The following is a 24,744-nucleotide window of genomic DNA, read 5'->3' as shown; positions in this document are numbered from 1 at the left end:
GTATTTATTTCAGTGAAGGCAATTTTGAAACCAACCGTAAGGATACGGTCAAACCTTCCAGTTGATAGTGCGGACGAAGAAAGAATTTACCGATGTAATATCCGGAGTTGCCTTCGACATCTTCTATGACAACTTCGGCGGCGGCAAGCGGTCTTCGCGCTTGCTCGTCTTCGCTTGAAGCCGCCGGGTTGGGATCTACATAATTTTGGATCCAATGATTCAACCATTTTTCCAAGTCCTCTCTTTCTTTGAATGAACCGATTTTGTCTCGGGCTATGCATTTCAGATAATGGGCAAAACGGCAGGTAGCAAACAAATAAGGCCAGCGTGCGGCCAAATTGACGTTAGCAGTGGTATCCGGATCGTCATAAACAGCCGGCTGTTGTAAGGACTGAGCGCCCAGAAAAACCGCAAAGTCGGAATTCTTTCTATGCATCAACGGCATGAAGCCGCTTTTCGCCAATTCCGCTTCCCGCCTGTCGCTGATGGCAATTTCCGTAGGGCACTTCATGTCGATCCCGCCGTCGTCAGTCGGAAAAATATGAGCCGGCAATCCTTCAACGGCGCCGCCGGATTCGACGCCGCGAATCCGCGCGCACCAGCCGTAAAGCTTAAATGCACGATTGATGTTCACCGCCATCGCGTACGCTGCATTCATCCAAGTGTATTTGTCGTTGTCACCTGCGGAGGTATCTTCTTCAAAATTGAATTCTTCTATAGGGTCGGTTTTGGAACCGTACGGCAGGCGGCTGAGTATGCGCGGCAGGGTCAAACCGATATAGCGGGCATCCTCCGATTCTCGGAGCGAGCGCCAGGCGGCATATTCCGGCGGCATGAAGAGCTTTCTTAGATCGCGCGGATTGGCCAATTCGGCCCAGCTTTCCATTTGCAGTACCGACGGCGCCGCGCCGGCCAGAAAAGGCGCATGGGCCGCCGCGCCTATTTTTGCCATTTCCCCCAGTATCCCCACGTCGGCCGGGCTATGATCGAAATAATAATCGCCGACCAGACAGCCGTATGGCTCGCCGCCAAACGTGCCGTATTCTTCTTCGTAGATTTTTTTAAACAGAGGGCTTTGATCCCATTCGGCGCCTTTATATTGTCTGAGGCTTTTCTGCAATTCCTTTTTGGAGATATTCAAAACCCGGATTTTCAGCATCTCATCGGTTTCGGTGTTGTTGACCAAATACTGCAATCCGCGCCATGTTCCTTCCAACCGCTGAAAATCCTCGTGATGTAAAATCACATTTAGTTGTTCGGAAATGATTTGATCCAAATTACCAATCAGGTGATTTAGAGCTTCTTCACTACCATCCGGAGTTACAGTTGGCCATTGCTGCTGTCGTGCCAACGAAATAAATTCGGTTTTGACTCGATCAAATTGGTCAGACCCACATGCTTTAGTCAATTCATTAAAAAAACGCTCTAATCCGGGCGAGAACACAGCTGGGTTGTTGATTTGCTCTTCGGTAGCGAGTATGGCGAGTTCTTGGCTTAAATCAGGATCGTTAAGAAAGCGTGTTACCAACGTTTCCACTGATTTATTTTTTTGCAACCGCGTCAGCAAGTCTTTATGCAGCGAGCGTTCGAGTAATATTTGATTTAGTCCGTCCGTCTTTGCAATCACAGCTGCCGGACTAAAATCCTCCATGCTTTCGAACGTGATGTCGACGCGCAAATCGCCTTCGCCGGATAAGGTGTTCGGTACCTGAAACGCCGCTCGCGGGCGCATGGCCTTTAGCCGCTCGTCGAAATTATCGACATCGATTTCTAAAAATTTGCGCTCGGCCACGTCAGGTAACGGCTCGATGGGCTGGCCGGACAAATCCGCCAACACGCCCATCACGAACGGTAGGTGTATTTTTTTTTCAGCACCATATATCTCTATATCGTATTCGATCCCCGCTCGATATACTCTGTTACGCTGTATAAATCTTTGCTGATCTCGACTGATACGATCCAGTTTATATACCGCGCCATCTATCGTTGCGATGCTTGCGCTATAGTCATCGCAAGGCAGCGAAACAAACTCCCCTTTTTTCAATGTAACGACTTCGGGGTCGGAAGACGCGCCTAATTTCACCTTCAGCCACAATGGTCGCGTTTCCGGCAAGCTGATTTCCTGACCATCCTTGAAATGGGTAATCGTGCCGAATTCCAGCGCGCCTTCGACGAAACGGACCGACAGTGTCGTGCGTGGAAGTTCGGATAGTAGAAAATTGTAATCTTCGTTACTCAGCGTCGATACGGGCAAGGTGTCGAAGATAGAAACATCACCCAAAGCGAGATGAGACCAAACGCGCAGGTGTTCGAACTGCGGAAAATTAGAGATCGTGTCGGGCAAGTTCGGAATGGCCCGAATGATCCAGCGGGCGACGCCGGAACGATTCGGACTGTAGGCCAGTTCGCGTAAAACTTCATGCTGTAATCGGGCTATTTCCGGATCGTTAGGATCGCGCAATAGGCGCCAGGTCAGTTCTTCTTCAAGGCGGATTTTTGCGGGGACCTTGTTGCGAAACAACCGGAAGACTTGTTCCCAGGCCGCGTTTAATAGCCCAGGTGAAGACGCGAGGCGCAAGCGTAGCTCATGCGCCACTTCGGGGTGAAACACGAATCCTTGGCTGGCCCGGGATTCCACCAATTGGCTGAGCCAAAGCTCGGCTTCATCGTCCGCGCCGGCTAGGGGACAGAGATTGATGCGAGCTAGCCGTAGCAGCTCGCAATCGACTCTGACTGCGAGCGACACGATTTCCGCCAGTTGCAAGGCCTTAGGATTGCTTGCTTCCAGGTCGGCAATCAGATCTTGAGCCCAGCTCATCGATTTTTTACCCGTTTGAGCCGGACGGACGATCGGATGGAATTAACGGTCGTCGTCAAATCCCAATGTATGTTTCGGCCAACGGTATGGCTATAATTCGGCCAGCGTTTCGGGTGATAGGGATTCAAAATGACCACAGGGCATTTGAATTTTGCCGCGTTTTCGCCGAATTCCATCCACTCTATCGGTGTCGGCGGAATGATGAACGGGTTAATCTCAACGCCTAAGCTGCTTATCACGACTAACAAGCTTCCGGCCTCCGGCCAATCGAACGCAGCCCAATCGGATAACCCGGCCGGTCGAACGCCTCGATTCGGGCAATAGAGAAAATCGAAAAAGGCGACGCGCGATTCGCCGAGTAAGCCCAGCAATTGCTTGATTAGAATTTGCATGTCGTGAGCAAAAGGCTGCATTGTTTCCGAAACATCCATCAGCACGTAGACCTTGCTGCGCAAGCGCCGATAAAAAACCGGGATCGGTTTGGTAATCGGCTTGCCCAAGGCAATGTCCCGGACGGTCGAGCGTACGTTGAGTTTGCCGGAGTCGGCCAAATTCGAGCACAGCTCGGTTAAAAGGGCGCGGGCGCGTTCCTGTCTGAATAACGGCGCATACGGCTTACCCAAGTCGGCCTTATTCATGCCTTCGGTGTCCGTTTGTCCTTGAATCTCGGGGCCCAACCAAGCCGGCGGCCCTATCGGCCGGCTTTTATCGCTTTGCAATACAGCCGGTAACGCTTTTTGCGTTTTGTCTTTTTGGGCCCGTTCCGTAGTGGCCGTTTTTTTCGGCGGCGGTTTCGCGATATTCGAATCGGCAGGCTGCTCGCCGCCGTCCGAACCGGAAGCGTTGTTGTTACGTCGTCTTTGTTCCGTTAACGGTTTTTTCTTGGCTTTCGAGTCGGGTTCTTGCTCGGTGAATCCCATCATGCGACGCAACGCGATCAGATCATCCGCGTTTTCTGCAGACAAATTCAGCGACCGGGCAACGCGGATCAGGTCGGCAAAAGAACAAGGCGTTATCATCGCGGATTCACAGTGCTTTGTTTGCCGACGGCTTCAGCGCACAGATTTGCACCAGATATTCCCAAGCTGTCGATCCGGGCCGGGTGATATCGAGTTGTATGCAGGCCAGCACGAAGTCGAGAAACTCCGCCGCACTCAAGGCCGTACGGTCGCGGGATTCGGCAATGGCGGTTTCGATAAAACCCAGCGCCGCATCAACCAGCGGCTTGTGTTCGGGAAAGTGCGCATAACCCACATCCTTTAAATCGGGTTGTTTCATACGCAAGTGTATGCAGCGCCGCAAAAATGCCGCCGGCAAATCCCGTTCGTCGTTGCTGGTCAGGATAATCAGCGGCGGCGTACCCCGGCATTCGATTCGGCGGCCGGTATTTTCAACCTCGAAGCGCAAGCTTCCAAGCACTTCGAGCAGATTGTTAGGCAAGTCCGGGTCGGCCTTGTCGATTTCGTCGATCAAGGCGACGGCGGGAATCTGGGTTTGCCGCGCATCGTCGTTTTCCGGGCTGCGAGCCCAAGCCGGAGGATCGCTCGCCCCCACGGCATCGAAAGTGCGCCACATGATGCCGGGGCGCATATAAGTGAAGATGTTATCGCTCAAACGGCCTAGCTGCGCATCTTGAAGACGGCGTAATTGATCGATTTCCCAGAGTAAATCCGTGATTTCCGTTCTGGAGGTCACCGCTTTTTCCAGAAAACGCCAGTTCAAACGATGAGCGGTATTTCTGGCAAACGACGACTTGCCGCAGCCGGCCGGCCCGGTCACCAAAATCGGCCGTTGAGTAACATGGGCCGCCGACACGGCTAATTCCATTTCGCGGCTAAACACATAGACGTACGGCGATCTTAGATCGCCGGCAGGGGCTGCCGTACGCTCGTTGAGTAAATGTCCGTCAAACAGGTTTTTAAAATTCATGAAGACCTTCTTTGTTAAACGTAGTCTTGAATGCGTGAATATCTCAAACGATATGAGCTGTCTTCGCCCGGCGCCAGTCTCGGTTCCAGAATGTTACACTCATGATCGGAATCTTCAATTTCGGCGGGAATATCTTCGCCGGTCCAAAGAACGATGGTCGAAAGCGGGAAGTCTTCGTGGATTTTAGCGCTGAGTTCGACCAGCCTTTTCGAATAACGGGCGCAAATCACAACCGGAAGCCGCTGGTCCTCGAAGCGGTCTATCATGCGCTGTTTGACCAGATTCGGTAATTCTTCGGAGGGAAACAGCGCGAGCATTGCCGAACCTAACAACCTGTTGGATAGCTCATTTAGCAAAAATGCCCGGATTTCATTTTGATCATCGTCGCCCCAGCCGTCGGGTAATTCGACCATGACCCAGCGTTTTTCGCATTCGTCGGGAGGCAAGCCGCTGGCGGACCGGATATAGAACTTTATTAACCAGGCGTCGCGGCAATTGATGGCCACTACCAGTTGACCGGCACGAAGTAAGGCTTGTCGGCCTAAATTCCCGGCGGCCGACGTGTTAACCCCCAATGGAAACAAGGCGTCGAACAATTTGGAACCCAAGCGATATTCGGGCTGACTCGACTGGGCGGCGAGACGGACCGCACGCAAGGCCGTCTCCGAAAAGCCGGTTCTAATCAGGTGAGTGGCCAGGTTAGCGGCGTCATCGGTGTAAGGGCTCCATTTGCAGTCGGCAGTGAGCGCCTTTAGCGCGTTTGAAATGGAGTGTTGCGGGCCGTAGCGGCTCAGCGCATCGGAAACATAGGTTTCCAGCGCCTCGAACGCCGTAAGTTTTTCGGCGTCTCCGAAGCGAGCGGCCAAGGCCTCGACGATGCGGTCGATCTTGTTGTCATCATCAATATTAAGCGGGATTTGCAGCTCATTCAGTTTAAGATCTTTAAACAGCGGATTATCGGAAACCTGTTGTTGAGTGATGCCGCGCAGGAATACGGGACAGACCGTAAAACCCGGATCGAGCGCTTTACGCCACATCAGGATGTTACATTCGCGCGGCACCCATATCGAATTTTCGCGTTGCACCGAGCGCGGAGACAACAAAATGACGGCGGCATGGCATAAACCCAGCCACGAATAAATCTTATGCATCCATTCGTCGCCGGCCATCAACGAACGAACGTCGACCAATACGTCATAACGGCTTGCTTCCAAACGATTAACTAAGCGTTCAAGAAAATCGGCGGTTTCGGGTTCTTCCGCCGGGTGAGCGCTATGACTGATAAATACGCGAAATTTTTGCATTGAAGTTGCCGAGTTCTTCTATTTCAGTTCCGAAACAAAACCGGTTGTGTTCTGTGTTAGTCCAAATTGGTTTCAGTGGCATCGTTCAGTATAAAACAGCGTTTAGAGATCCATTCAAGCAGAAAACCGTTATACCCGAGGCGCTAACATGAACGCATCTATGACTTTAGCATTGAATCCAAGCGTTTCAATGCATTCGGATTGTGCTAACGAAGCGCGGCTGCGACTGAATGAGCCCGCCCGTTTCCCGAAGATCGCGGCGTAGGCGAATAAGGACTGAGGTTAAGCAGCCAAATTTATTCCAAGCTTCGTTTTCGTGTGAGTTCCATTGCAGAATTCGCGACGCGGAAGCACATAGTATTTCTGTTAGATATGTTAAGCAATACAATGCATGGCGGCCATATCCGCAGTTGCGGTAGAAGCGGTACGGCATTCAACTTAGTCAAACAGAGCATCCAAAGCGGGTAATACAATGAAAACCACGACAGAACAACGCGAACACATGGAGTCTTTGATCATTCGTGCCGAAAATGAAGCGCACGCCCGCCCGCGTCATTACCGATGGAAGGTCGCTGCCCTGGCCATGTTGGGTTATCTGGTCATATTCGGCATGCTGTTCGTGCTGTTGTCGCTTTGCATCGGCATCGGATGGGCTGCGATGGCCAGCACCACTTTCGCGATTCTATTGCTCAAGAAAAAACTGATCGTCGTGGTGCTGGCGTTTATTTACGTGTTGCTGCGCGCGCTATGGGTCAAGTTCGAACAGCCGACCGGCTATAGTCTGAGCGCCAAACAAAGCCCGCGGCTGTTTGCGCAATTGAAAAAACTCAGCCGCAAATTGAAGGCGCCCCGTATCCACCAAGTGATACTGACGCCGGAATACAACGCTTCGATCCTGCAGACGCCGCGTTTGGGCATATTCGGTTTCCCCAAGAATACCTTGTTTCTCGGGCTGGAATTGCTGATGAGCCTGTCGCCGGCGCAAGCCGAGTCGGTTATCGCGCATGAACTGGGCCACCTTTCCGCATCCCATAGCCGCTTCAGCGGGTGGATATATCGGGTGCGCCTGAGTTGGCAGCGCATCGTGACCGGTTTGGAAGCACAGCAAAACATAGGCGCCGCCTTGATGCGGCGCTTTTTCGATTGGTATGCGCCGACCTTCGCCGCCTACTCATTCGCATTGGCCAGAACCAACGAATACACCGCCGACGCGGTGGCCGCGCAATTGACCAGTCCGAACGACATGGCGCAGGCCTTGGTGAATACCCATGTTTTAGGCGATCTGGTCAGCGAGCAATTCTGGACGCCTTTTTTTAAGCAAGCCGAATACGACGAAAATCCGATTGCGCCGTTTAGGCCGCTAAGGGATTTTCTGAACAATCCGGCATTTCAGGCCGACAAGCTGCACCGTAAAATCGACGAAGCGTTGGAGGTGCCTACCGGTCATTACGATACGCACCCGGCCCTGAAAGACCGCTTGCAAGCATTACATATGCAGGCGCCGCTCCCGCGAATGCCTGCCGATTCGGCCGCGCAATTGTGGTTAGGCAAGTCCTTGGATGCCATATTGGCCGATTTCGACTGCGATTGGCTAAGACAAAACGATCAAAAATGGCGGGAAAGGTACCAATATTGCCAAGAAGGGCGGACGGCGCTGGCCGAACTGCAAAAGCTGCCGACAGACGAACTTAGTCCCGAACAATATTGGCAATTGGCGACGCTGAACGAAGAGTTTAAGCCGGAGTGCGATCCATTGCCCTTGTATCAAAGTTATCGCGCGAGGCATGAAGACCCGAATGCCGATTTCGTGATAGGCCGCCTATTGATAGAGCGTAACGATCCGGCCGGCGCGGAGTCGATGCAAGCGGCGATCGGCGCGAATCCGAATTTGACTTTGGACGCTTGCCGTTGGCTGGATTATTTTTACCGGCGCCGCGGCGAGACCGATCGCGCCGACCATTGGCTAAGGCTTGCCGAACGCAGGATGGATATCGATAAAGCGGCCGGCCTCGAACGAGAGAGTTTGAGTCCTAAGGATGCCTTGGTGAAACCCGTGCCGGATGCCGAGACGCTGGAGGCCATACGCAGAGCCACCGCCGGCGTGGACGGCGTCGCCAAGATCTGGTTGGCCGAAAAACCCATGCAACATTATCCGGAATTCAAAACCTACGCCTTGGTATACGCTAAATCGCTGTTTGCCAGCGACAAAAAAATTACCCGGCAGATTCTTGAACGTTTGCATGCGCCGCATACGGTATTCGTGTTATCGAAATCGGGCGATTATGCGGCCGTCGCCAAACGGGCCATCAAAGCCGGCATTACCCTATAGCGTCAGGCCCTAATCGGCAGCGGTCTACGGCTGAATATGCCGATGTTTGTCGGCAGACAAAGCCAAGAACACGATTGCGATACCGGCGTAGCCCAGCACAAACGGCCAGGTATAAGACGGGCCGTAGGCGTTGACGATGGCGCCGTCGGCGATGCGGTAACCGTGCATCAAACCGGTCGCGCTGATGAGTGCCGCCGTCAACGCCCAGCATGCGGCGGCGCGGTAGTGCTTTTCGATTAAACATACCGTCATCGCCGCCAGTATCATCGACGTGAAAATAAAGCCGCGCTCCAGCGAAATCAGGCCGGCGATCGGCAATTGCAGGCCCAAAGCCTCTATGCCGACCGTTTCGATATCGGTGCCGGCGGCGCGCAATGCGTTTTCCAGCAGCAACAAACCCCAGGCGGCCAAGGCCGGAAAGAAGCCGATCACCACGGCCGGCGCGTGGTCTCGGGGCGTGGCGTCGAAGGCTTGCGAGGCGATGGTAATGCCTATCCATAACAGGATCGCCGCGCCGGCCTCGACCGGAATCAATGCGGAGACAAAGCCCACCAAACCGAACAGGCATAACAAGGTAATGACGATGCCGTTTGCGACCGAATAACCGGCCCCGGCGCCCATTTTTTTCCAACCGGGGTGGCCGATGTAGATCGTGGTCGGAAATACGCTGCCGAAACAGGCGGCCGCCACGGTGCCGATCCCGTTCATCGCCAAGGAACTCTTGACCGGATAGTGGTCGCCGGCCGCCTCGGCGCTTTCCAGATTTTGCAAAGATCCCAGCAGATTGAACAAACCCATGGGCACGATAACCGGCAGAAAAGCAATCAGATAGCCGGAAAAAGTCGCTTGCACCATATCGCCTAGGAATAACTGCGGAATCCGCGGGCTGATTTGCATTGCGTCAGTCAATGCGGCGCCGTCCATACGACCCAGTCCCCAGGCCAGTAAACTGCCGAAAACCACGGCGATCAATCCGGCCGGAACGTCGGCAGGCATGCGCACCCGGCCTATGTATTGAATCAGGATGAAAGCCATCGGCACGAAACCGACCAACGGATCGGCGAAGATGCGGAAGCAAAAATCCATCGATATGAAGGTAATCGCGATGCCGGCCAAGGTCGCCAATAAAGCGGCGCGGGGCGTGATGCGCTTAATCCGTCCGGCCACGAAAGCGCCGCTGAATTCGATCAGGCCGGAACCGAGACAGGATGCCAGGCCGACTTTCCAGGCCAATTCGACGTCGTGGGTTTGATCGAGCACCGGCTTCATGACGAATAAAATGAAGGCGAACAGCGACACGGTGTTGACGCCGTAGGGCAGCGCGGTAACCAAGGAATGGCCGGTTTCCATTGCCAGTTTTTTTGCCTGCAATGCATAAAATACATTGCCGATCAGCAAACTGACCGCGACGCCCGGCAATATGCGCCCGAACACCATGTCGTCCGGCATTTGCAAAATGTTGCCGCATAGCACGACGATCAGGATGAGCTGTATCAGATTATCGACGAACAAGCCGAAGAATCCATCCAAGTCGCCCTTGCGCCACCACGAAAATTGCATTGATATTCCGCTTTAATATCCAAAGTTAGTAAAGCGGAATATCCTGAAAAACAGAAGTTGGGCTTAGTTTGGAATGCCGTCCCGCTGGATAACAAATGCGTTTCTCTCTAAGCAAATTCAACTCTGAATACCGTATTTCGCTGTCGTTCAAATCTGACATCGCCCTTGAAGCGATAATATGCAAAGCCACCATCTAGCGGACTCGCTTTTGTGCTAAATCCATCATCTCAAATAAAATCGCCTGAGACCGCTGATTGAGCTCATCGGATGCGTTTTTTATCGATCGATATTCGTCGCTTTGCGAAATATTTTGCCCCGAAGCATGTTCGAGTGAGCGGCTGATGTTTTTTGTTCCTTCTGTAATTTCCTTTAAGGTGGGCATAAACGATATCATCAGAAGCACGCTTTGCATTTGTCCACCCATAGTTTCTAGTTTGCCTTTGATATGTTGACCATAATTGTCTCTATTGAATATGCCTTGAGGTAAGTTTCTGGCATTATCAATCTCTTTGTTGTCGTTTGCCAATGCAATGAATTTTGCCCTCAAATTTTGATATTCGTTGGATAGTTCCTTGATTTCACTTTCATGCGAAGACAATTGGCGATCGTCCAGGCGTTCGGTGACTTTTTTTCTTTCGTTTATCAGCATCTTTGAAAGTTGGAGCTTACAGGAACGGGAGTCGCTCATTTGTTCCGATATGTCTTCGTAGGGCAAACCATCATATTCTTCCTTCGTATCCCCGATGGTGAGCTGTCCGTCAGCGCCTATGTCCAATCCGATATATTTCGCCACTTTCCCTATATTCCCTTGCAACTTGGCTTCAATATCGGTTTTTTTGATCGTTCTATTGCCACTGGTTTGGATATCATTGCAAATCTCCTTAGAGAATTTCGAAATCTCGGATAATGAGTCTGCGTGTGCGCTTACTGAAAATGGCATGCCTAAAACGCACGACCACAAATAAACGTAAACATATTTCATTTTATCCTCCTTAGGAATAAATCGATCAATGCCGACTGATACTCGACTTCCACTTTTGGAAGCCATTTGCTATTAAACTGATGAAGGCTGTCACATTATTACGAGAATTGTTACTGCTTTGTCAGTTTGGCCTAACTCTCGAATGCTAATTTATCGCCAAATACCCCTTGCCAGTCCAAAGCAAATTTTTGCACGGCGGCCTCTGCGGCGGGTTGAGTCAGCATGTGTTGGGCGATGTCTATCGGCAATGTGACCGACGCCGCGCCTAGTTGCGCCACGCGCAATACCTGCTGCACGTTCTTGAAACTGGCCACCAGCAGTTTGCCGGGCAACCGATAGCGTTCGATCAGATTTTGCAAGTCCGCTACGACGCCTATGCCGTCGAAGCCCATGTTGTCGATGCGGTTCAGATATGGCGCCAGATAATCCGCGCCGTTCAAGGCCGCCAGCCAGCCTTGCTGCACGTTGTAGATGGCTGTGGCCAGGACCGGAATATCGAGTTGCTTGATGCGTTTGATGGCGGCCAGTCCGGTGGCGTGGGCCGGAATCTTGACCACGATGTCGTAGGGCAATGCATGCAACTGCCGCGCTTCGGCGACGATGCCTTCCAAGCTGTCGCTGACCACCTGCACATGAAAGCGGCTATTCGGCCCCAATATTTCCGCCAGTTCGGGCAGCAATTTCCGCAAGCCTACACCGCCGGCGGCCAGGATGCTGGGGTTGGTGGTCACGCCGGCCAGCGGTAGGCTCGGTGCCAGGCTTGCGATCGCGGCCGAATCGGCGCTGTCTAAATACAATTCGAACATTTAACTAGAACTCTGCGTGGGGATTGAAGAACGATTATTCAAAATGCGCCGGCCAATTGCAAACCCGGAGCCGGCAGATCGCTCGCATCTGCACACTGCTACCCATATAGTCGTTTGAGCCTGCCTAATTAGACCGCCATTCGCAAAATCGTTTTGATCCTTTCATTTGTTTGTCATTTTCAACGTTTATCGTTGTGCCCCACAGCTTGACGCTAGAGCTTAACAATCTAATCATTATGGGGTGTATCAATGGCTAAGCAACCGAACCTGACCATATTCAAATTGACGCCGTTGGCTGTCGGGCTAGCCGTATCCGGCATTTCCGCCGCGTACGCCGGCTCCATCGAATTCAGCGAAGTGCCGGTACCGGTATCCGATACGGAGAAACGCGAGGTGGTAGCCTCGCCGCAGGCAGTCGTGGACGGCAAACCGGTTGCCATCGATTATCACGTCATGCTGCGTACCGGCGATAAGCCGTCCAAGGCTCATTCAGGCAAAAATGCCGGCATATACGGGCAGTTGATCGATGCCGAAGGCAATCCGGTTCTTGCGGAAGACGGCTCTCCCCGGATCTCGAATTCCACCGACTTTTCTTCACTGTTGAAAGGCCGAAACAACCGATTGTACATGGTCAGTCATTTCGAGGACCGTCCCGGCGCCATGTATTTGACCGAATTGAAACAAACGAAAGACGGCGATTTAATCCCTAGAAGGACGAGGCCGCTGGACTTTTCGCAACTTAGGGGCGGCTGGGTGCATTGCGCGGGCAGCGTGACGCCTTGGGGCACGCATTTGGGTTCGGAGGAATATCCCCCCAATGCCCTGCTGCGCGACCCGGCGACCGGCCACATCGACGATTATTACGACCCGATGGGTGCCTATTACGGCGGCGATTTATTGGCGCTCAACCCCTACGACTACGGTTATGCCGTCGAAGTCACGGTAAAGAATTTTAATCACGCAAAAGTCGAAAAGCATTACGCCATGGGCCGTAGCGCGATCGAGCTTGCCTACGTGATGCCGAACAAGAAGACCGCTTATATCTCGGACGACGGCACCAATGTCGGACTCTACCGTTTCGAAGCGGACAGAAAAGGCGACTTGAGCGCCGGCCGATTGTATGCCGCCAAATGGAATCAAACCAGTGCGGATGGCGTCGGCAGCGCGGATATCGGATGGGTCGATTTGGGACATGCCGACGACAGGGAAATCAAAAAATATTTGGACGATAAAATCAGCTTTTTCGATATTTTCGAAACCGACGACCCGGCCGACGGCTGCGCCGCCGGCTTCAGCGAAATCAATACCACGGACGGTCACGAGTGTTTGAAAGTCAAACCACACATGGAAAAAGCCGCTTCCAGAATGGAAACCCGCCGTTACGCCGCGATGCTGGGCGCGACCACGGAATGGCGGAAAATGGAAGGCATTAGCTACAATCCGGAGGCGAAACAACTCTATATCGCCATGTCGGAAGTCTCCAGCGGCATGGAAGACAACGGCAAATACGATGCAGGCGGCCCAAACGACATCAAAGTCGCAAAAAACAAATGCGGAGCGGTTTATGCGCTGGACGTCGACCATGATTTCGTTGCCACCAACATGTACGGCTTGGTAGCCGGAACGCCGGTGAGCGGCGACGGCAATAATACTTGCGCATTGGACGGTTTGGCCAACCCGGACAATATCACCTACATGCCTGGTTACAATACCTTGATTATCGGCGAAGATACCGGGGACGGGCATCAAAACGACGCGATCTGGTCTTACAATCTCGACGAGAACAAGTTGACCCGTATTTTCACCACCCCTTACGGCTCGGAAACCACCTCGCCTTATTTCTATCCCGACATCAACGGCCACGCCTATCTGATGGCGGTGGTGCAACACCCCTACGGCGAATCCGATCAGGATAAACTGGAAAATCCGGCGGACATGCGTGCTTACACCGGATTCATCGGGCCTTTCCCGGCGATGAACGGCTCGCACCATCAAGGAGGTCACCGAAACCACAAGCGTTAAATGCTGGGTTATCCTTACCCGCATGCCGAACAGGCCCGATTTCGGGCCTGTTTTATTTAGTCGCCTGAGAGGAATGTCATGAAGACGGCTTGTATCGCGCCCACCTATTTGTTGCTGACCGCGTTCTTATGCAGCGCGGAAGTCAACGCTAACGGCAATCAGAGCAAGGTTTCGGCGGAGTCTTCCAAGCTGAAACAACGGACCTTGGTCAATAAAACCGCTTACATTCCGCCGCAATGCTATACCAAAACCAGGGACGAGGCCGGCGGCGTGCATAACCCTTGCTACAGTTGCCACACCGATTCGCGCCGGCCCAACTTCAACAACGACGGCGACCTGCAGTTGGCTTATTCTTTGCCGGCTTTCGCCCTGACCAACCATTGGCGAAACTTGTTCAAGGATCGGCGCCAAGACGTGGCCGCCATCGGCGACAAGGAAATGCTCGACTATATCCGCGGCGATAATTACCTGAACGCGGACGGTTCGATTCGCTTGGCCGACCAGTTGCGGCAAGTGCCGCCCGATTGGGATTACGACGATAACGGAAAGTGGGAAGGCTATGTGCCCGACGCCTATTTCAATTTCGATCGGGAAGGTTTCGACCGCGATCCTCAAGGCGGCTATAGCGGCTGGCGCGCTTTTGCCTATCAGCCGTTTCCCGGCAGCTTCTGGCCGACTAACGGCTCGACCGGCGACGTATTGATTCGCTTGCCGGCCGCGTTTCGCAGCAACGAGAAAGGCGAGTTCGATTTACGCGTCTATAAAACCAATTTGGCGGTGGTCGAGTCCTTGCTGAAAGAAAAGGATATCGCCATTCAGCCGGTGGACGAAAACCGTATGAACGGCGTCGATCTGGACAAAAACGGGGCCGTCGGCATCGCCGATCGCATACGCTACGACTGGGCGCCGCTGAGGCAGCACTACATGTGGTACGTCGGCCAGGCTTTCGAACGGCAAAAGGCCGGAAAACTGCATTTGGCCGCCGGCCTGTTTCCGGAAGGAACCGAGTTTCTACATACGGTTCGTTATATCGATGTCGACCAAGACGGCAACAACCGGCTGGCGCCGCACATGAAGGAAGTGCGTTACGCCCGCAAGCGCTATTGGGTCAACTATGCCGACCTGGAGCGGGATTTCGCCGAAGAAATCAAGGAGGAGCATGATTTTCCGGACCGTTTGTCGGTAGTCAGAGGCAATCTCGAAGCCGGCATCAGCAACGGCCAGGGTTGGGTATATGCCGGGTTTATCGAAGACGCGAGCGGGGCTCTGCGGCCGCAGTCCTACGAAGAGCTGAATTTTTGCGCCGGTTGCCACAGCCGGATAGGCGCGACCCGCGACGGTATTTTCTCCTTTCAGCGCAAACCGGACGACGGGCAGCCGAACAGTCATTGGTATCATTGGTCGCAAAAAGGCTTGAAAGGCATGCCCGAGCGCATCCGCGGCGACGGCGAAGCCGAATACGCCTACTATCTGCACAACAATCACGCCGGCGACGAATTCAGAGCCAACGCTGAAATCATCGACAAGTTTTTCGACGCCGAAGGCAAACCCAAGCCGGAAATGTTCGCCCGGTTACGCCAGGATATCTCGCTGTTGCTGTTTGCCTCGCCGCAGCGGGCGATGCAGCTCAATAAGGCTTATCGCGCGATAGTCAAGGAACAAAGCTTCGTCGACGGCCGCGACGCCACCGTCGTTCCGCCAATAAACGTGCATAAAGAAATAAAGGAAGATCAAAAAACCGGCATAGAGACCGTGCTGAAAGCTGATTGAGGCCCAAGCCCCACAGTCAATCCGAACCGAATCCGCCGCCGCCCGGCGTTTCGATGATAATGCTGTCGCCCGGATAAACCGCGACTTCGATGCAACCCGGTAGCCGTTGTTCGCCGCCGTCGGCGCGAATCAGCAGGTTAACTCCCGGCGCGCCGGCGCAGCCGCCGTGCAGTCCGAAATTGGGTTTCGAGCGGTGGCTGGACAAGATGCCGGCGTGCATCGCGGCGCGAAATTCGATGCGCCTGACCACGCCGTCGCCCCCCCGATAGCGCCCGTTGCCGCCGCTTCCGGAACGTATCGAAAATTCCCGCAACAACACCGGAAAGCGCTGTTCCAGTATCTCTGGATCGGTGATGCGCGAGTTGGTCATATGGGTGTGCACGGCGTCGGCACCATTGAATCCATCCCCGGCGCCGGCGCCTCCGCAAATGGTTTCGTAATATTGATAATCTTGATCGCCGAAGGTGAAATTGTTCATCGTGCCTTGCGATGCGGCCAACATGCCCAGCGCCCCGTATAGCGCATCGACCACGTATTGCGAGGTTTCCACGTTGCCGGCCACCACGGCGGCCGGATATCGCGGATTCAGCATGCAACCTTCCGGAATGACGATGTCCAGAGGCTTCAAGCAGCCGGCATTCAACGGAATATCGTCTTTTAACAAGGTGCGGAACACATACAAAACCGCCGCCTTGCAAACCGCCGCCGGCGCGTTGAAATTGTCGGATAGCTGGGCGGACGTGCCGCTGAAGTCGATCCGGGCCGATTGCCGGTCGCGGTCTATCGTGACCGAAACGGCGATTTTGGCGGCCTGGTCCAAGGCGTACTCGAAGCGGCCGCCGTGAATTTCCATCAACAATTTACGCACGCAGGCCTCGGCATGGTCCTGCACATGCCTCATATAAGCTAGTACCACCGGCAGGGAATACGCTTTGAGCATGGCCAGCAACTCTTGCGCGCCTTTCCGGTTGGCGGCGATTTGCGCTTGCAGGTCGGCCAGATTTTGATCGGGATTGCGGGCCGGATGACGGTTGCCGCTTAGCCATTGCCGGATGGCTTGCTCCTGAAATTCGCCTTTGGCCAGGATTTTCAGGCCGGCACTGATCACGCCTTCGTCTTCTATAGTTCGGCTGTCGGCGGGCATGGAGCCCGGCGACATGCCGCCGACATCGGCATGATGGCCGCGCGATGCGACGAAAAACAATAACCGGTTTTCGGCGCCGAATACCGGCGTCACGACGGTGATGTCCGGCAAATGGGTGCCGCCGGCGTAGGGCGAGTTCAGCAGATAGGCATCGCCCATCTCGAAGCTGGCGCCGTGCGCCGCGAGCAAGGCTTTGACGCTTTCGCCCATCGAGCCGATATGCACCGGAATATGCGGGGCGTTGGCGATCAAATTGCCGGCCGCATCGAACAGGGCGCAGGAAAAATCCAAACGCTCCTTGATATTGACCGAATGCGCGGTGTTTTGCAGCACGAAGCCCATTTGCTCGGCGACCGACATGAAGCGCTTGTTGAAGATTTCCAGCATGACCGGATCGGCGTCGCTGCCTATGGCTCGTCCGAACGGTACTTTCGCGGCGCGCGTCAGCAGCAAGTCGCCGTTGCGTTGCAATCGGCCTTGCCAGCCGGGTTCGATGACGATGGTCGAAGTCGGCTCCAGTACGATGGCAGGGCCGACGATGGTTTGCCCGACCGTTAAATCGTGACGGCGGTAAACCGGGGTTTCGTGCCAACGGTCTTGGCTGAATACGCGGGTGGTGCGTTTATGCGCGTTGCCGCTTGCTTCCGAACAAGGTTTGAGTGCGGTTGGCAGGGATTCGTTGCCTATGCACTCGACTTGCAAGGCGGCTATCACAAGCGGCCGGTCTTGATAACAAAAACCGAATTGTTGCCGGTAGTTGGCTTCGAATTTACCCACGATATCGGCGGGTTCGGCATAATCCACCGTTAAAGACGTATCGGTGCCCTGATAACGCAGGGATATTTGCTTCAGGCAGCGAATCCTGTCGTCGGCCAGGCCTTGTTCGCGCAGCGCCGCCCGGCCTTGTTGTTCCAATTCAAGCAAATATCGTCGCAGTTCGTCGGCCCTGGCCTCATCCCAGCGGCATTCTAATGCCTGTTGTTTCAGGACTCTATAGTCCGCCAAGCCCATGCCGTAAGCCGACAACACGCCGGCCAAGGGATGCAGCAAGACGCTTTGCATGCCCAACCGTTCGGCCAGCAGACAGGCGTGCTGGGCGCCGGCCGCGCCGTAGCAGCATAAGGCGTATTCGCCCAGGTGATAGCCTTTTTGCACCGAGATTTTCTTGATGGCCTCGGTCATGTTTTCGACGGCGATATCCAGAAAGCCGGCCGCCACTTGTTCCGGGCTGCGCCGGTCGCCGGTTTCGGCATGAATGCGTGCGGCCAATTCGCCGAACAATTTCCGCACGCGTTCGATGTCGGGCGGCAGGTTGCCGTCCGGCCCGAACACGGAAGGAAAGTCGGGCAGTTTACCCAGCAACAGATTGGCGTCGGTCACCGTCAACGGCCCGCCTCTTCGGTAACAGGCCGGTCCGGGATCGGCCCCGGCCGATTCGGGGCCTACGCGGTAGCGGAAGCCGTCGAATTGCAAAATCGAACCGCCGCCGGCGGCTACCGTGTGTATCGCCATCATTGGCACCCGCATGCGCACGCCGGCGATTTCGCTGTCGAAAGTACGCTCCAGTTCGCCGGCGTAATGGGCCACGTCGGTCGAAGTGCCGCCCATGTCGAAGGCGATGATTTTTTCCAAACCGGCGTTTTTGGCGACTGCGACTGCACCGACCATGCCGCCTGCCGGTCCCGACAAGATGCTGTCTTTACCTTGGAATGCGTTGGCTTGTACCAGGCCGCCGTTGGATTGCATGAATAACAAGCGCGAATGCCGAATTCGGCCGGCCAGACCGCGCGCGACCTGATCGACGTAACGCCGGAGCACCGGCGATAGATAGGCGTCGACCACGGTGGTATCGCCGCGGCTGACGATTTTAGGTAGCGGACTGGCTTGGTGCGATAGCGAAATCTGATCGAAACCGATAGCCTCGGCGATTTCCGCCAAGGCCAATTCGTGTGCGGGAAAACGCCAGGCATGCAGCAACACGATGGCGATCGCGCGTATGCCTTGGTCGTAAACGGATTGTAATTGGCGGCGGGCGATTTCGATGTCCAAATCGTGCAATATTTCGCCTTCGGCGCTGACGCGGACGTCGATTTCGACCACGGTCTGATAGAGTTGCGCCGGACGCCGGATATTCAACGCGAAAATGTCCGGCCGGTTTTGGTAAGCGATGCGCAGGCAATCTTTAAAGCCTTTATTGATCAGCAAAGCCACCGGCTCGCCCTTGCGCTCCAGCAGGGCGTTGGTGCCGACCGTCGTGCCCATTTTGACGCTGTCGATAGGGTCGGTAGTAGATTCAAGTTGCCGCAGTATCTCGCGTATGCCCTGAAGGGCGGCATCCTGGTAATGTCCCGGGTTTTCGGACAGCAGCTTGCGAGTGACCAGGGTACCGTCGGGCGATAAGGCCACGATGTCGGTAAACGTGCCGCCTCTATCTATCCAAAATTGCCAGCCGGACATAAAACGATTGTCTCCACGAAAATGATAAGTTTAGCTAATGATAGCTTTTCGGATAATGCTATTGCCATGCGAAACGGTAGCTTGTACTGTTTGCAAGCAAATACATCATTACTGAGAGGGGGATACGTGGAAAATTTGATTGATTTGGCCCTATTCGCGGCCGCCGCATATGGCATAAAAAGCTATTTTTTTACACCGCTTGCGCCACAAAATATCGAACTATTTTCCAGCCGGGCTGCGATATCGGCGAAAAGGCTGGTCACCGAACAAACAAAGGCGTTCATAAATGCCGGCTTTGATTCTACAAAAGAATATCCGGAAGAAACGGTTGCGGATGCTCAAGCGCTCAGTTCGGAATCGGAACTCGTTTTAGATTGCGAGATTGATCAAATGGCCGAACCATCTGTTCCGGAAATGGATGCTTCAACTTTAGTTGACCATCCGGCTGAGATAGCCGAAGCGGAAATCGCGATTCCACGGCTTTCCGAGATTCCTGAAGATGCGGTATTGAAAAGGCACTATTTTGCCGAGTTGGCTGCGCAATGCAGCGTCATCACCGATCCTCATCCGACCGATTCGGTCCTGAGCCGGCATTATCAACAAAGGCAAAACGCGTTGCTGGAATTATCTTTAAACAACGGGCCTGCCGAGATTACGGCAACGCCGGCAATCGGCGAGCCGGTCGGCCGGAGCCGGCAGCAACCATACGCCAAGCGGAGCATGCCGGAAGATTCGGTGCTGAGACGGCATGTGCTTTCGTTAATCCGGCATGAAATCGAAAATCAGTATCCCTCTTGCCCTAGCGATGCGGTATTACGGCGACATCACCGCCAATTGATTGAGTCCCGAATAGACGCTTATTGGGCCGGTTTCGATTAAATTCGCCCGGTTGCCGAGCCGGCAGCCGAATTCGGCTGCTTGACTTTATTCTTTTGCCATTGAGAAAAGCGTTGCACACAGCGATAGGAAAAGTTCGGCTCGGCGGAATCGGCTGGCGGGCAAACGTTCTCGCGCAACATCCGTTACACGCCGGTTCAAGATACGCTTGCGCCGCAATGTCGGGATTCTTTCCCGGTTAGTTGACGCACGTTAGATGATACGGCTCGAAAGACGGCAACATCTTTCGAGCCGCGATTAAACAAACGCTTGCGGGGCGGTTTTACCGATGCGCATGGTTAGGGATAATGCGCGACTTCCGCTTGCAACACGGCATGATTTTAACGACGCGAATTTCAATCCCAAATCAACCCGACCGGAAGCCGTTCCTAGCTTTTGGAATGTCGAAACCATTATAATTCGCCCGGCGTAAATCCAGTATCCCAAGCTCGTCGACCTTATCGAATTAACCAATTCCAACTATGTCTTTCAACCTTAACGATTTTTTAAAAGCATTACAGATCAGTCTTTTCCGCCAGCCTTTTCGCTTACGCCGTTGGTTCTATATTTTGTTGTTCACCTTGCTGTTTTTGACGTTTTTAACTGTCGTTTCGGTATTGAGATGGATGGACGTTCTATTCTTTCCCGCTTTTCGAAAGACCGAAGTCCGACAGCCGCTATTCATCATCGCGCCGCCGCGCAGCGGAACGACGTTTCTGCAAAGAGTCATGTGCCAGGACGAGGACCAATTTCATTATTGGAAAATGTACCAAACCATCTTCCCGTCTATCTGCTTTCAAAAGTTGGTCGATATTTTGGTTTGGTCCGACATCAAATTAGGCCGAGTCTTTAGCCGATTTTTGAATTGGTGCCAGATGAAATGGTTTGGCGGTTGGGACGATTTGCATACAATGCGGCTGAACCATCCCGAAGAAGACGGAGCAATCTATCTTTACGCCTTTGCTGCGGAAGCCATTTATTTACTTTTTCCGTTCATTGACGAACTTTGGAACGTCGGTTTTCACGACGCATTGCCCGCCGGCAAGCAAAAAAAGTTAATGACCTATTATCGTAGGTGTCTTCAGCGTCAGGTTTACTGCAATGGCAACGGCCGAACCATGCTGATCAAATCGACTCAATCCTGCGGAGCGGTCGAGGCATTGAAAGCCGAATTTCCGGATGCTCGTTTTATCACGATTTTCCGTAACCCCTCTGAAGCAATCGCATCAAATATCAGCCTGACAATACCCGCTTGGCAGGTCCATTCGCCGGAAATCACTAAGAATGGCCCGCAGGCGGAAGCCTACGCCAAACTCATCATCGCGTGGTATAAGCATTTGTTTGATTTTTGTTTGTCGATTCCCGAATCGGATTACTACTCTATTGATTATCGGGACTTAAGAGCCTCTCCGACGCAAACTGTCCGGAGCATTTACAAGCATTTCGGTTGGCCCATGACTAGCGAATATCAAACCAAGCTTGTCGACATCGAAGACCAAAACAAGCGATTTGAAAGCAAGCACAAATATACGCTGGAAGAATTCGGATTATCGCAAACGGCGATTGAAACGGAACTGGGACCTTTGCTACAGATGCTGCAGGCCTGATGAATCTACTGCGACCGAGCTTGATGACGGTCAGAGCCAACTCAATTTTAAACTCGCCAATCGATAGAAGGCGACATGCATAAGCCCTAAAAAAATCAGCAGCAAACCATTTGCGACAACGGCGGCCAACACCGCCGTTCCGGCGAAACTTTGTACGGCAATCAACAAAGCGAGTGCGATGTTGCGGTTGGCTGTGCCGAAGGCAATTACTTGGCGGGTCGGCGCCCATGACCCGCCGGTCATCAATCCCAACAGAAACGAAATCTCGCCGGCTATAGCCATTGCCAACAGGGGTTTCCACCCCGTTGCGATGATTTTTTCCAATTCAACGTAAGTCACAAATGCCAAAGAGACGGCGCCTATCGCTTCGGCTAGCGTTTCCAGAGGTTTTAGGATTTTATTTGCGATGACGGGAAATGATCGGCGCAAAAACATTCCCAAAAGAAGTGGAAGAGTCACGGTAACGGAAAGGACGCTCAAAATTTGCAGCGGAAAAAATCGGAGCGAATTAGCATAACCATCGAAAGAGAAGCCCGAAAGGCAGGCCTCGAACGCAAAAGGCGTCAGAAAAGTGGAAAAGACCGGGAAAATCGCAGTCAAACCGGCGGCTAGGGCCAAGTCGCCGCCGGCCATTCTTACAAAAACCGGAACGACCGGAGCAAACGGCGCCGCGGCCAGCAGCAGCATGCCGGCTGCCAGTTCGGACGGAAGCGAAAACCCCCAAATCAAGGCGCTTGCCAACACCGGAACCAAAATAAAATTCAACGATAAAATCAACGAAAGACGGCTGTTTTTGACGGCTTGAACAACCAATCGCAGGTCGAGGCGCACACCGATTGCCAATAGCAGGCCGACCAGAGACAGCATAGTCAGAACTCGTATCGACTCGTCGGTCGAAATTGGAATAAAGTCGGGCAACATCATATTCGAACAATCGTTTTATTAAAGCCTATCCGAGCAAACCGGATAGGCGGCGAGATGCCGCCATCGGTAAAATCGCTTGGTTCATTCCGGAACATAAGATGTCGGAGGCGTATCGGTCACCTAGTATGCCGGTAGTTCGTAGGTTTACGCACTACAACGGTGATGGTCGTCGTTTCTATCGTGACGGTCAGCGTTATCGTACACGAACCGTGATCTTCGGATCAATCATTCCCCAGCGCGATCCAAGAAGTCATTACGAAGTTGAAAATCACTATCAGTCTTCAGTTAATCCGGCTAATGGGGTGGCCCGATATGCAAGATTGAGATTGATTTTCTAACTTCCCAGGTATTCGACCTTCACTTCCGCCAAGCCGCGCAAGCCTATGCGCTCGGCTGCGCCTTGCGAAAGGTCGATTAAGCGGTTGCCCGCGAAAGGGCCGCGATCGTCTATCACGACGTCGACCGAGCGGCCGTTCTTGAGATTGGTCACGCGTACTTTTGACTGAATAGGCAGCGTTTTGTGGGCGGCGGTCAATCCGCTCGGATTGAAACGTTTACCGCTTGCCGTGTGCTTACCTTTTTTTGCGCCATACCGGGACGCTACACCAACTTCTTTATAACCGGACGCCGACGACAACGGCGTGTACCGTTTACCCTTTACGCGGTAGGATTTGCTGTGGGCTTTCTTGGCGACTACGGCTTTTTTCTCCGTGTCGGATAAAACCGAGGCGGATGCCCCCCCGCTTACCAAACAAAAAGCGACTATTACCAAAAAACAAGACGATCGGGATATCTTGGTACCCTTTGAGGCTTTCGCCCGACGAAATGAAGTGACAAACATAGGATAATTCTCCGCATGTTAATGACATAAGGGGCGTAATGGATTTGCCTCCATCACCAAGCGCCGTTGCCGAACCACGATCCGGCGGCGGCGCCAAAACCGGCTGCCAACGGATCGCCGCCGCCCAATTGGTAAGCCACGGCACTGCCGAGCATGCCGCCGATTAAACCTTGTGCGGGCGGTTGATAGTAATAACCGTAACTCGGTGGCGGAGGTGGTGCGTAATAAGGTTGTACCGGTATATATTCCACCACCGGTTGCGGAACGTAGACGCGTTCGACATAGTAGCCGGGATCATAATCGTCCCAATCGCCGCGGTCCGCCCACGCGGAGCTAGACGCCGGTAACGCAATTAACGCGATCGCAGCTGACCTAAACATAAGATTTCTTGCTCCTTTGACGGTTGTTGCAGGAAATTCTATAAATCGAACCTTAAGCGAAAATGAAGCCGTGATTATGGTTTGATTAAGAAAAGCCGGGTTGGGGAAAGATTAACTGGTCTTTCCAAACTAAACAATCTTTAAAACACCACGGCCTAGTTATCCTAAAGCCGCGACTGTATCGTTTTGCCGGACCAAACTGATCGCTTCCGGAACCGGCGCCAACTTTAAAACGGACAATGTTGTCCGGCTGCTTAAAGGGTAAATGCCGGGGTAGCCGGCGTCTTGGAAACCGGTTTCGTCGGCGAAAACGATATTTAAATTAGCCGTAGGGCGGTCCGGTAGCCGGTACCACGGCAGCAATCCGGCTTTTTGCTCATTTGCGGGGCCTCGCGCGTTAAAATCCAGCTTGCCTTGCTCGTTGCAATAGGCCATTAAAGTACAGGCGTTGGCAATGAAGTTTGTGCGCTTCCATCCTCTTAGTTTGGCGTGCCAGCGCGATTGATCCTGGCGGCGGTTTTCCAGAAACGCGGTGTAAAGGGGGCCGGATAAAGCCGATTCAACCTCATAAGTAAATGTCAGCATTTGGCTGACGGTCCATTCACCCGGTATGCCCGCATGAACCATGGTATAACCGAGCTTTGAATCGTGATGGATTAAACTGCGTTGGCGCAGCCATTTCAACAACTCGTCCCTATCGGACGCGGCCAGAAGTTCGTCGAAATTATCGTCCGTATTTGCCGGAATAACGCCAGCGGCGACGCTCAACAAATGCAGTTCCTGACTACCCAGCACCGTAACCGCATTCTTGCCCAGACTCTTAACGAAGCGAAGCACCGCCAGCGTCTCCGAACCGCCGTTGACCAGATTGCCGGCAAACCACAAGCGGTCGTTTTGCGGATCGAAGCCGATTGTTTGTAACAAATGCGTCAAGGTCAGGAAATCGCCGTGAACGCTACCGATCGCATACGTCGTCATACCAATGCCTCCGTTCG

General features: G+C 53.5%; 17 protein-coding genes. 5 read left to right on the top strand and 12 right to left on the bottom strand.

Going from position 1 to position 24,744, the window contains the following annotated elements; genetic code table 11:
* Positions 1 to 4: 4 nt before the first annotated feature.
* The 4 genes from tssC to ACW73I_RS00875 are packed head-to-tail and all read right to left on the bottom strand — an operon-like array spanning position 5 to position 6,051.
* Entirely contained in the window at positions 5 to 2,818 is a 2,814-nt protein-coding gene (tssC, locus tag ACW73I_RS00890; protein ID WP_458027304.1) for a type VI secretion system contractile sheath large subunit, read from the bottom strand.
* A complete protein-coding gene (locus ACW73I_RS00885) occupies positions 2,815 to 3,837 on the bottom strand; it encodes a hypothetical protein (protein WP_458027303.1) in 1,023 nt (340 codons plus the stop codon). Before ACW73I_RS00885 ends, tssC begins: the two co-directional genes overlap by 4 nt.
* A 7-nt stretch (positions 3,838 to 3,844) precedes the next feature.
* Complete coding sequence (locus ACW73I_RS00880; RefSeq protein ID WP_458027302.1) at positions 3,845 to 4,747, bottom strand: AAA family ATPase; 903 nt, start codon at positions 4,745 to 4,747, stop codon at positions 3,845 to 3,847.
* A 14-nt stretch (positions 4,748 to 4,761) separates the two neighbouring features.
* The gene (locus ACW73I_RS00875) at positions 4,762 to 6,051 is read right to left on the bottom strand and encodes a toll/interleukin-1 receptor domain-containing protein (protein ID WP_458027301.1); all 1,290 of its coding nucleotides are present in this window, start codon (positions 6,049 to 6,051) and stop codon (positions 4,762 to 4,764) included.
* Between the two features lie 472 nt (positions 6,052 to 6,523).
* Here ACW73I_RS00875 and ACW73I_RS00870 point away from each other — a divergent pair, with 472 nt between their 5' ends.
* Positions 6,524 to 8,380, top strand: a complete 1,857-nt coding sequence (locus ACW73I_RS00870; protein WP_458027300.1) for a M48 family metallopeptidase — start codon at positions 6,524 to 6,526, stop codon at positions 8,378 to 8,380.
* 24 nt (positions 8,381 to 8,404) lie between these two features.
* Here ACW73I_RS00870 and ACW73I_RS00865 read toward each other — a convergent pair whose 3' ends face one another.
* The 3 genes from ACW73I_RS00865 to ACW73I_RS00855 form a co-directional block, all read right to left on the bottom strand.
* Positions 8,405 to 9,940, bottom strand: a complete 1,536-nt coding sequence (locus ACW73I_RS00865) for an NCS2 family permease (RefSeq protein WP_458027299.1) — start codon at positions 9,938 to 9,940, stop codon at positions 8,405 to 8,407.
* Positions 9,941 to 10,133: 193 nt separating this feature from the next.
* A complete protein-coding gene (locus ACW73I_RS00860) occupies positions 10,134 to 10,922 on the bottom strand; it encodes a hypothetical protein (RefSeq protein ID WP_458027298.1) in 789 nt (262 codons plus the stop codon).
* A gap of 131 nt (positions 10,923 to 11,053) precedes the next feature.
* Positions 11,054 to 11,728, bottom strand: coding sequence for a transaldolase family protein (locus tag ACW73I_RS00855; protein WP_458027297.1), 675 nt, complete (start codon positions 11,726 to 11,728; stop codon positions 11,054 to 11,056).
* 249 nt (positions 11,729 to 11,977) lie between these two features.
* Between ACW73I_RS00855 and ACW73I_RS00850 the strand changes: the two genes are divergently transcribed.
* Together ACW73I_RS00850 and ACW73I_RS00845 are read left to right on the top strand one after the other, a co-directional pair.
* Entirely contained in the window at positions 11,978 to 13,750 is a 1,773-nt protein-coding gene (locus tag ACW73I_RS00850) for a PhoX family protein (protein ID WP_458027296.1), read from the top strand.
* A 78-nt stretch (positions 13,751 to 13,828) separates the two neighbouring features.
* Complete coding sequence (locus ACW73I_RS00845) at positions 13,829 to 15,520, top strand: hypothetical protein (protein ID WP_458027295.1); 1,692 nt, start codon at positions 13,829 to 13,831, stop codon at positions 15,518 to 15,520.
* Between the two features lie 16 nt (positions 15,521 to 15,536).
* Here the strand turns inward: ACW73I_RS00845 and ACW73I_RS00840 are convergent, their stop codons facing one another.
* Complete coding sequence (locus tag ACW73I_RS00840; RefSeq protein WP_458027294.1) at positions 15,537 to 19,121, bottom strand: hydantoinase B/oxoprolinase family protein; 3,585 nt, start codon at positions 19,119 to 19,121, stop codon at positions 15,537 to 15,539.
* A 126-nt stretch (positions 19,122 to 19,247) separates the two neighbouring features.
* Between ACW73I_RS00840 and ACW73I_RS00835 the strand changes: the two genes are divergently transcribed.
* Together ACW73I_RS00835 and ACW73I_RS00830 are read left to right on the top strand one after the other, a co-directional pair.
* The gene (locus ACW73I_RS00835; RefSeq protein WP_458027293.1) at positions 19,248 to 20,000 is read left to right on the top strand and encodes a hypothetical protein; all 753 of its coding nucleotides are present in this window, start codon (positions 19,248 to 19,250) and stop codon (positions 19,998 to 20,000) included.
* A 479-nt stretch (positions 20,001 to 20,479) separates the two neighbouring features.
* The gene (locus tag ACW73I_RS00830; RefSeq protein WP_458027292.1) at positions 20,480 to 21,604 is read left to right on the top strand and encodes a sulfotransferase family protein; all 1,125 of its coding nucleotides are present in this window, start codon (positions 20,480 to 20,482) and stop codon (positions 21,602 to 21,604) included.
* A gap of 30 nt (positions 21,605 to 21,634) precedes the next feature.
* Here the strand turns inward: ACW73I_RS00830 and ACW73I_RS00825 are convergent, their stop codons facing one another.
* The 4 genes from ACW73I_RS00825 to ACW73I_RS00810 all read right to left on the bottom strand — a co-directional run bounded on the left by ACW73I_RS00825 (position 21,635) and on the right by ACW73I_RS00810 (position 24,727).
* Entirely contained in the window at positions 21,635 to 22,528 is an 894-nt protein-coding gene (locus ACW73I_RS00825) for a bile acid:sodium symporter family protein (RefSeq protein ID WP_458027291.1), read from the bottom strand.
* Positions 22,529 to 22,862: 334 nt separating this feature from the next.
* Positions 22,863 to 23,369: a septal ring lytic transglycosylase RlpA family protein gene (locus tag ACW73I_RS00820; RefSeq protein ID WP_458027290.1), complete on the bottom strand. Its 507-nt coding sequence runs from the start codon at positions 23,367 to 23,369 to the stop codon at positions 22,863 to 22,865.
* Between the two features lie 53 nt (positions 23,370 to 23,422).
* Positions 23,423 to 23,749 (bottom strand): hypothetical protein, encoded by a 327-nt coding sequence (locus ACW73I_RS00815; protein WP_458027289.1) that lies wholly within the window; start codon positions 23,747 to 23,749, stop codon positions 23,423 to 23,425.
* A 159-nt stretch (positions 23,750 to 23,908) separates the two neighbouring features.
* A complete protein-coding gene (locus tag ACW73I_RS00810; protein WP_458027288.1) occupies positions 23,909 to 24,727 on the bottom strand; it encodes a symmetrical bis(5'-nucleosyl)-tetraphosphatase in 819 nt (272 codons plus the stop codon).
* Positions 24,728 to 24,744: the final 17 nt, after the last annotated feature.

Source organism: Methylomonas sp. MgM2, assembly GCF_054172045.1.
The sequence above is the reverse complement of the archived record's forward strand: the minus strand, read 5'-3'. Positions and strand labels throughout refer to the sequence as shown.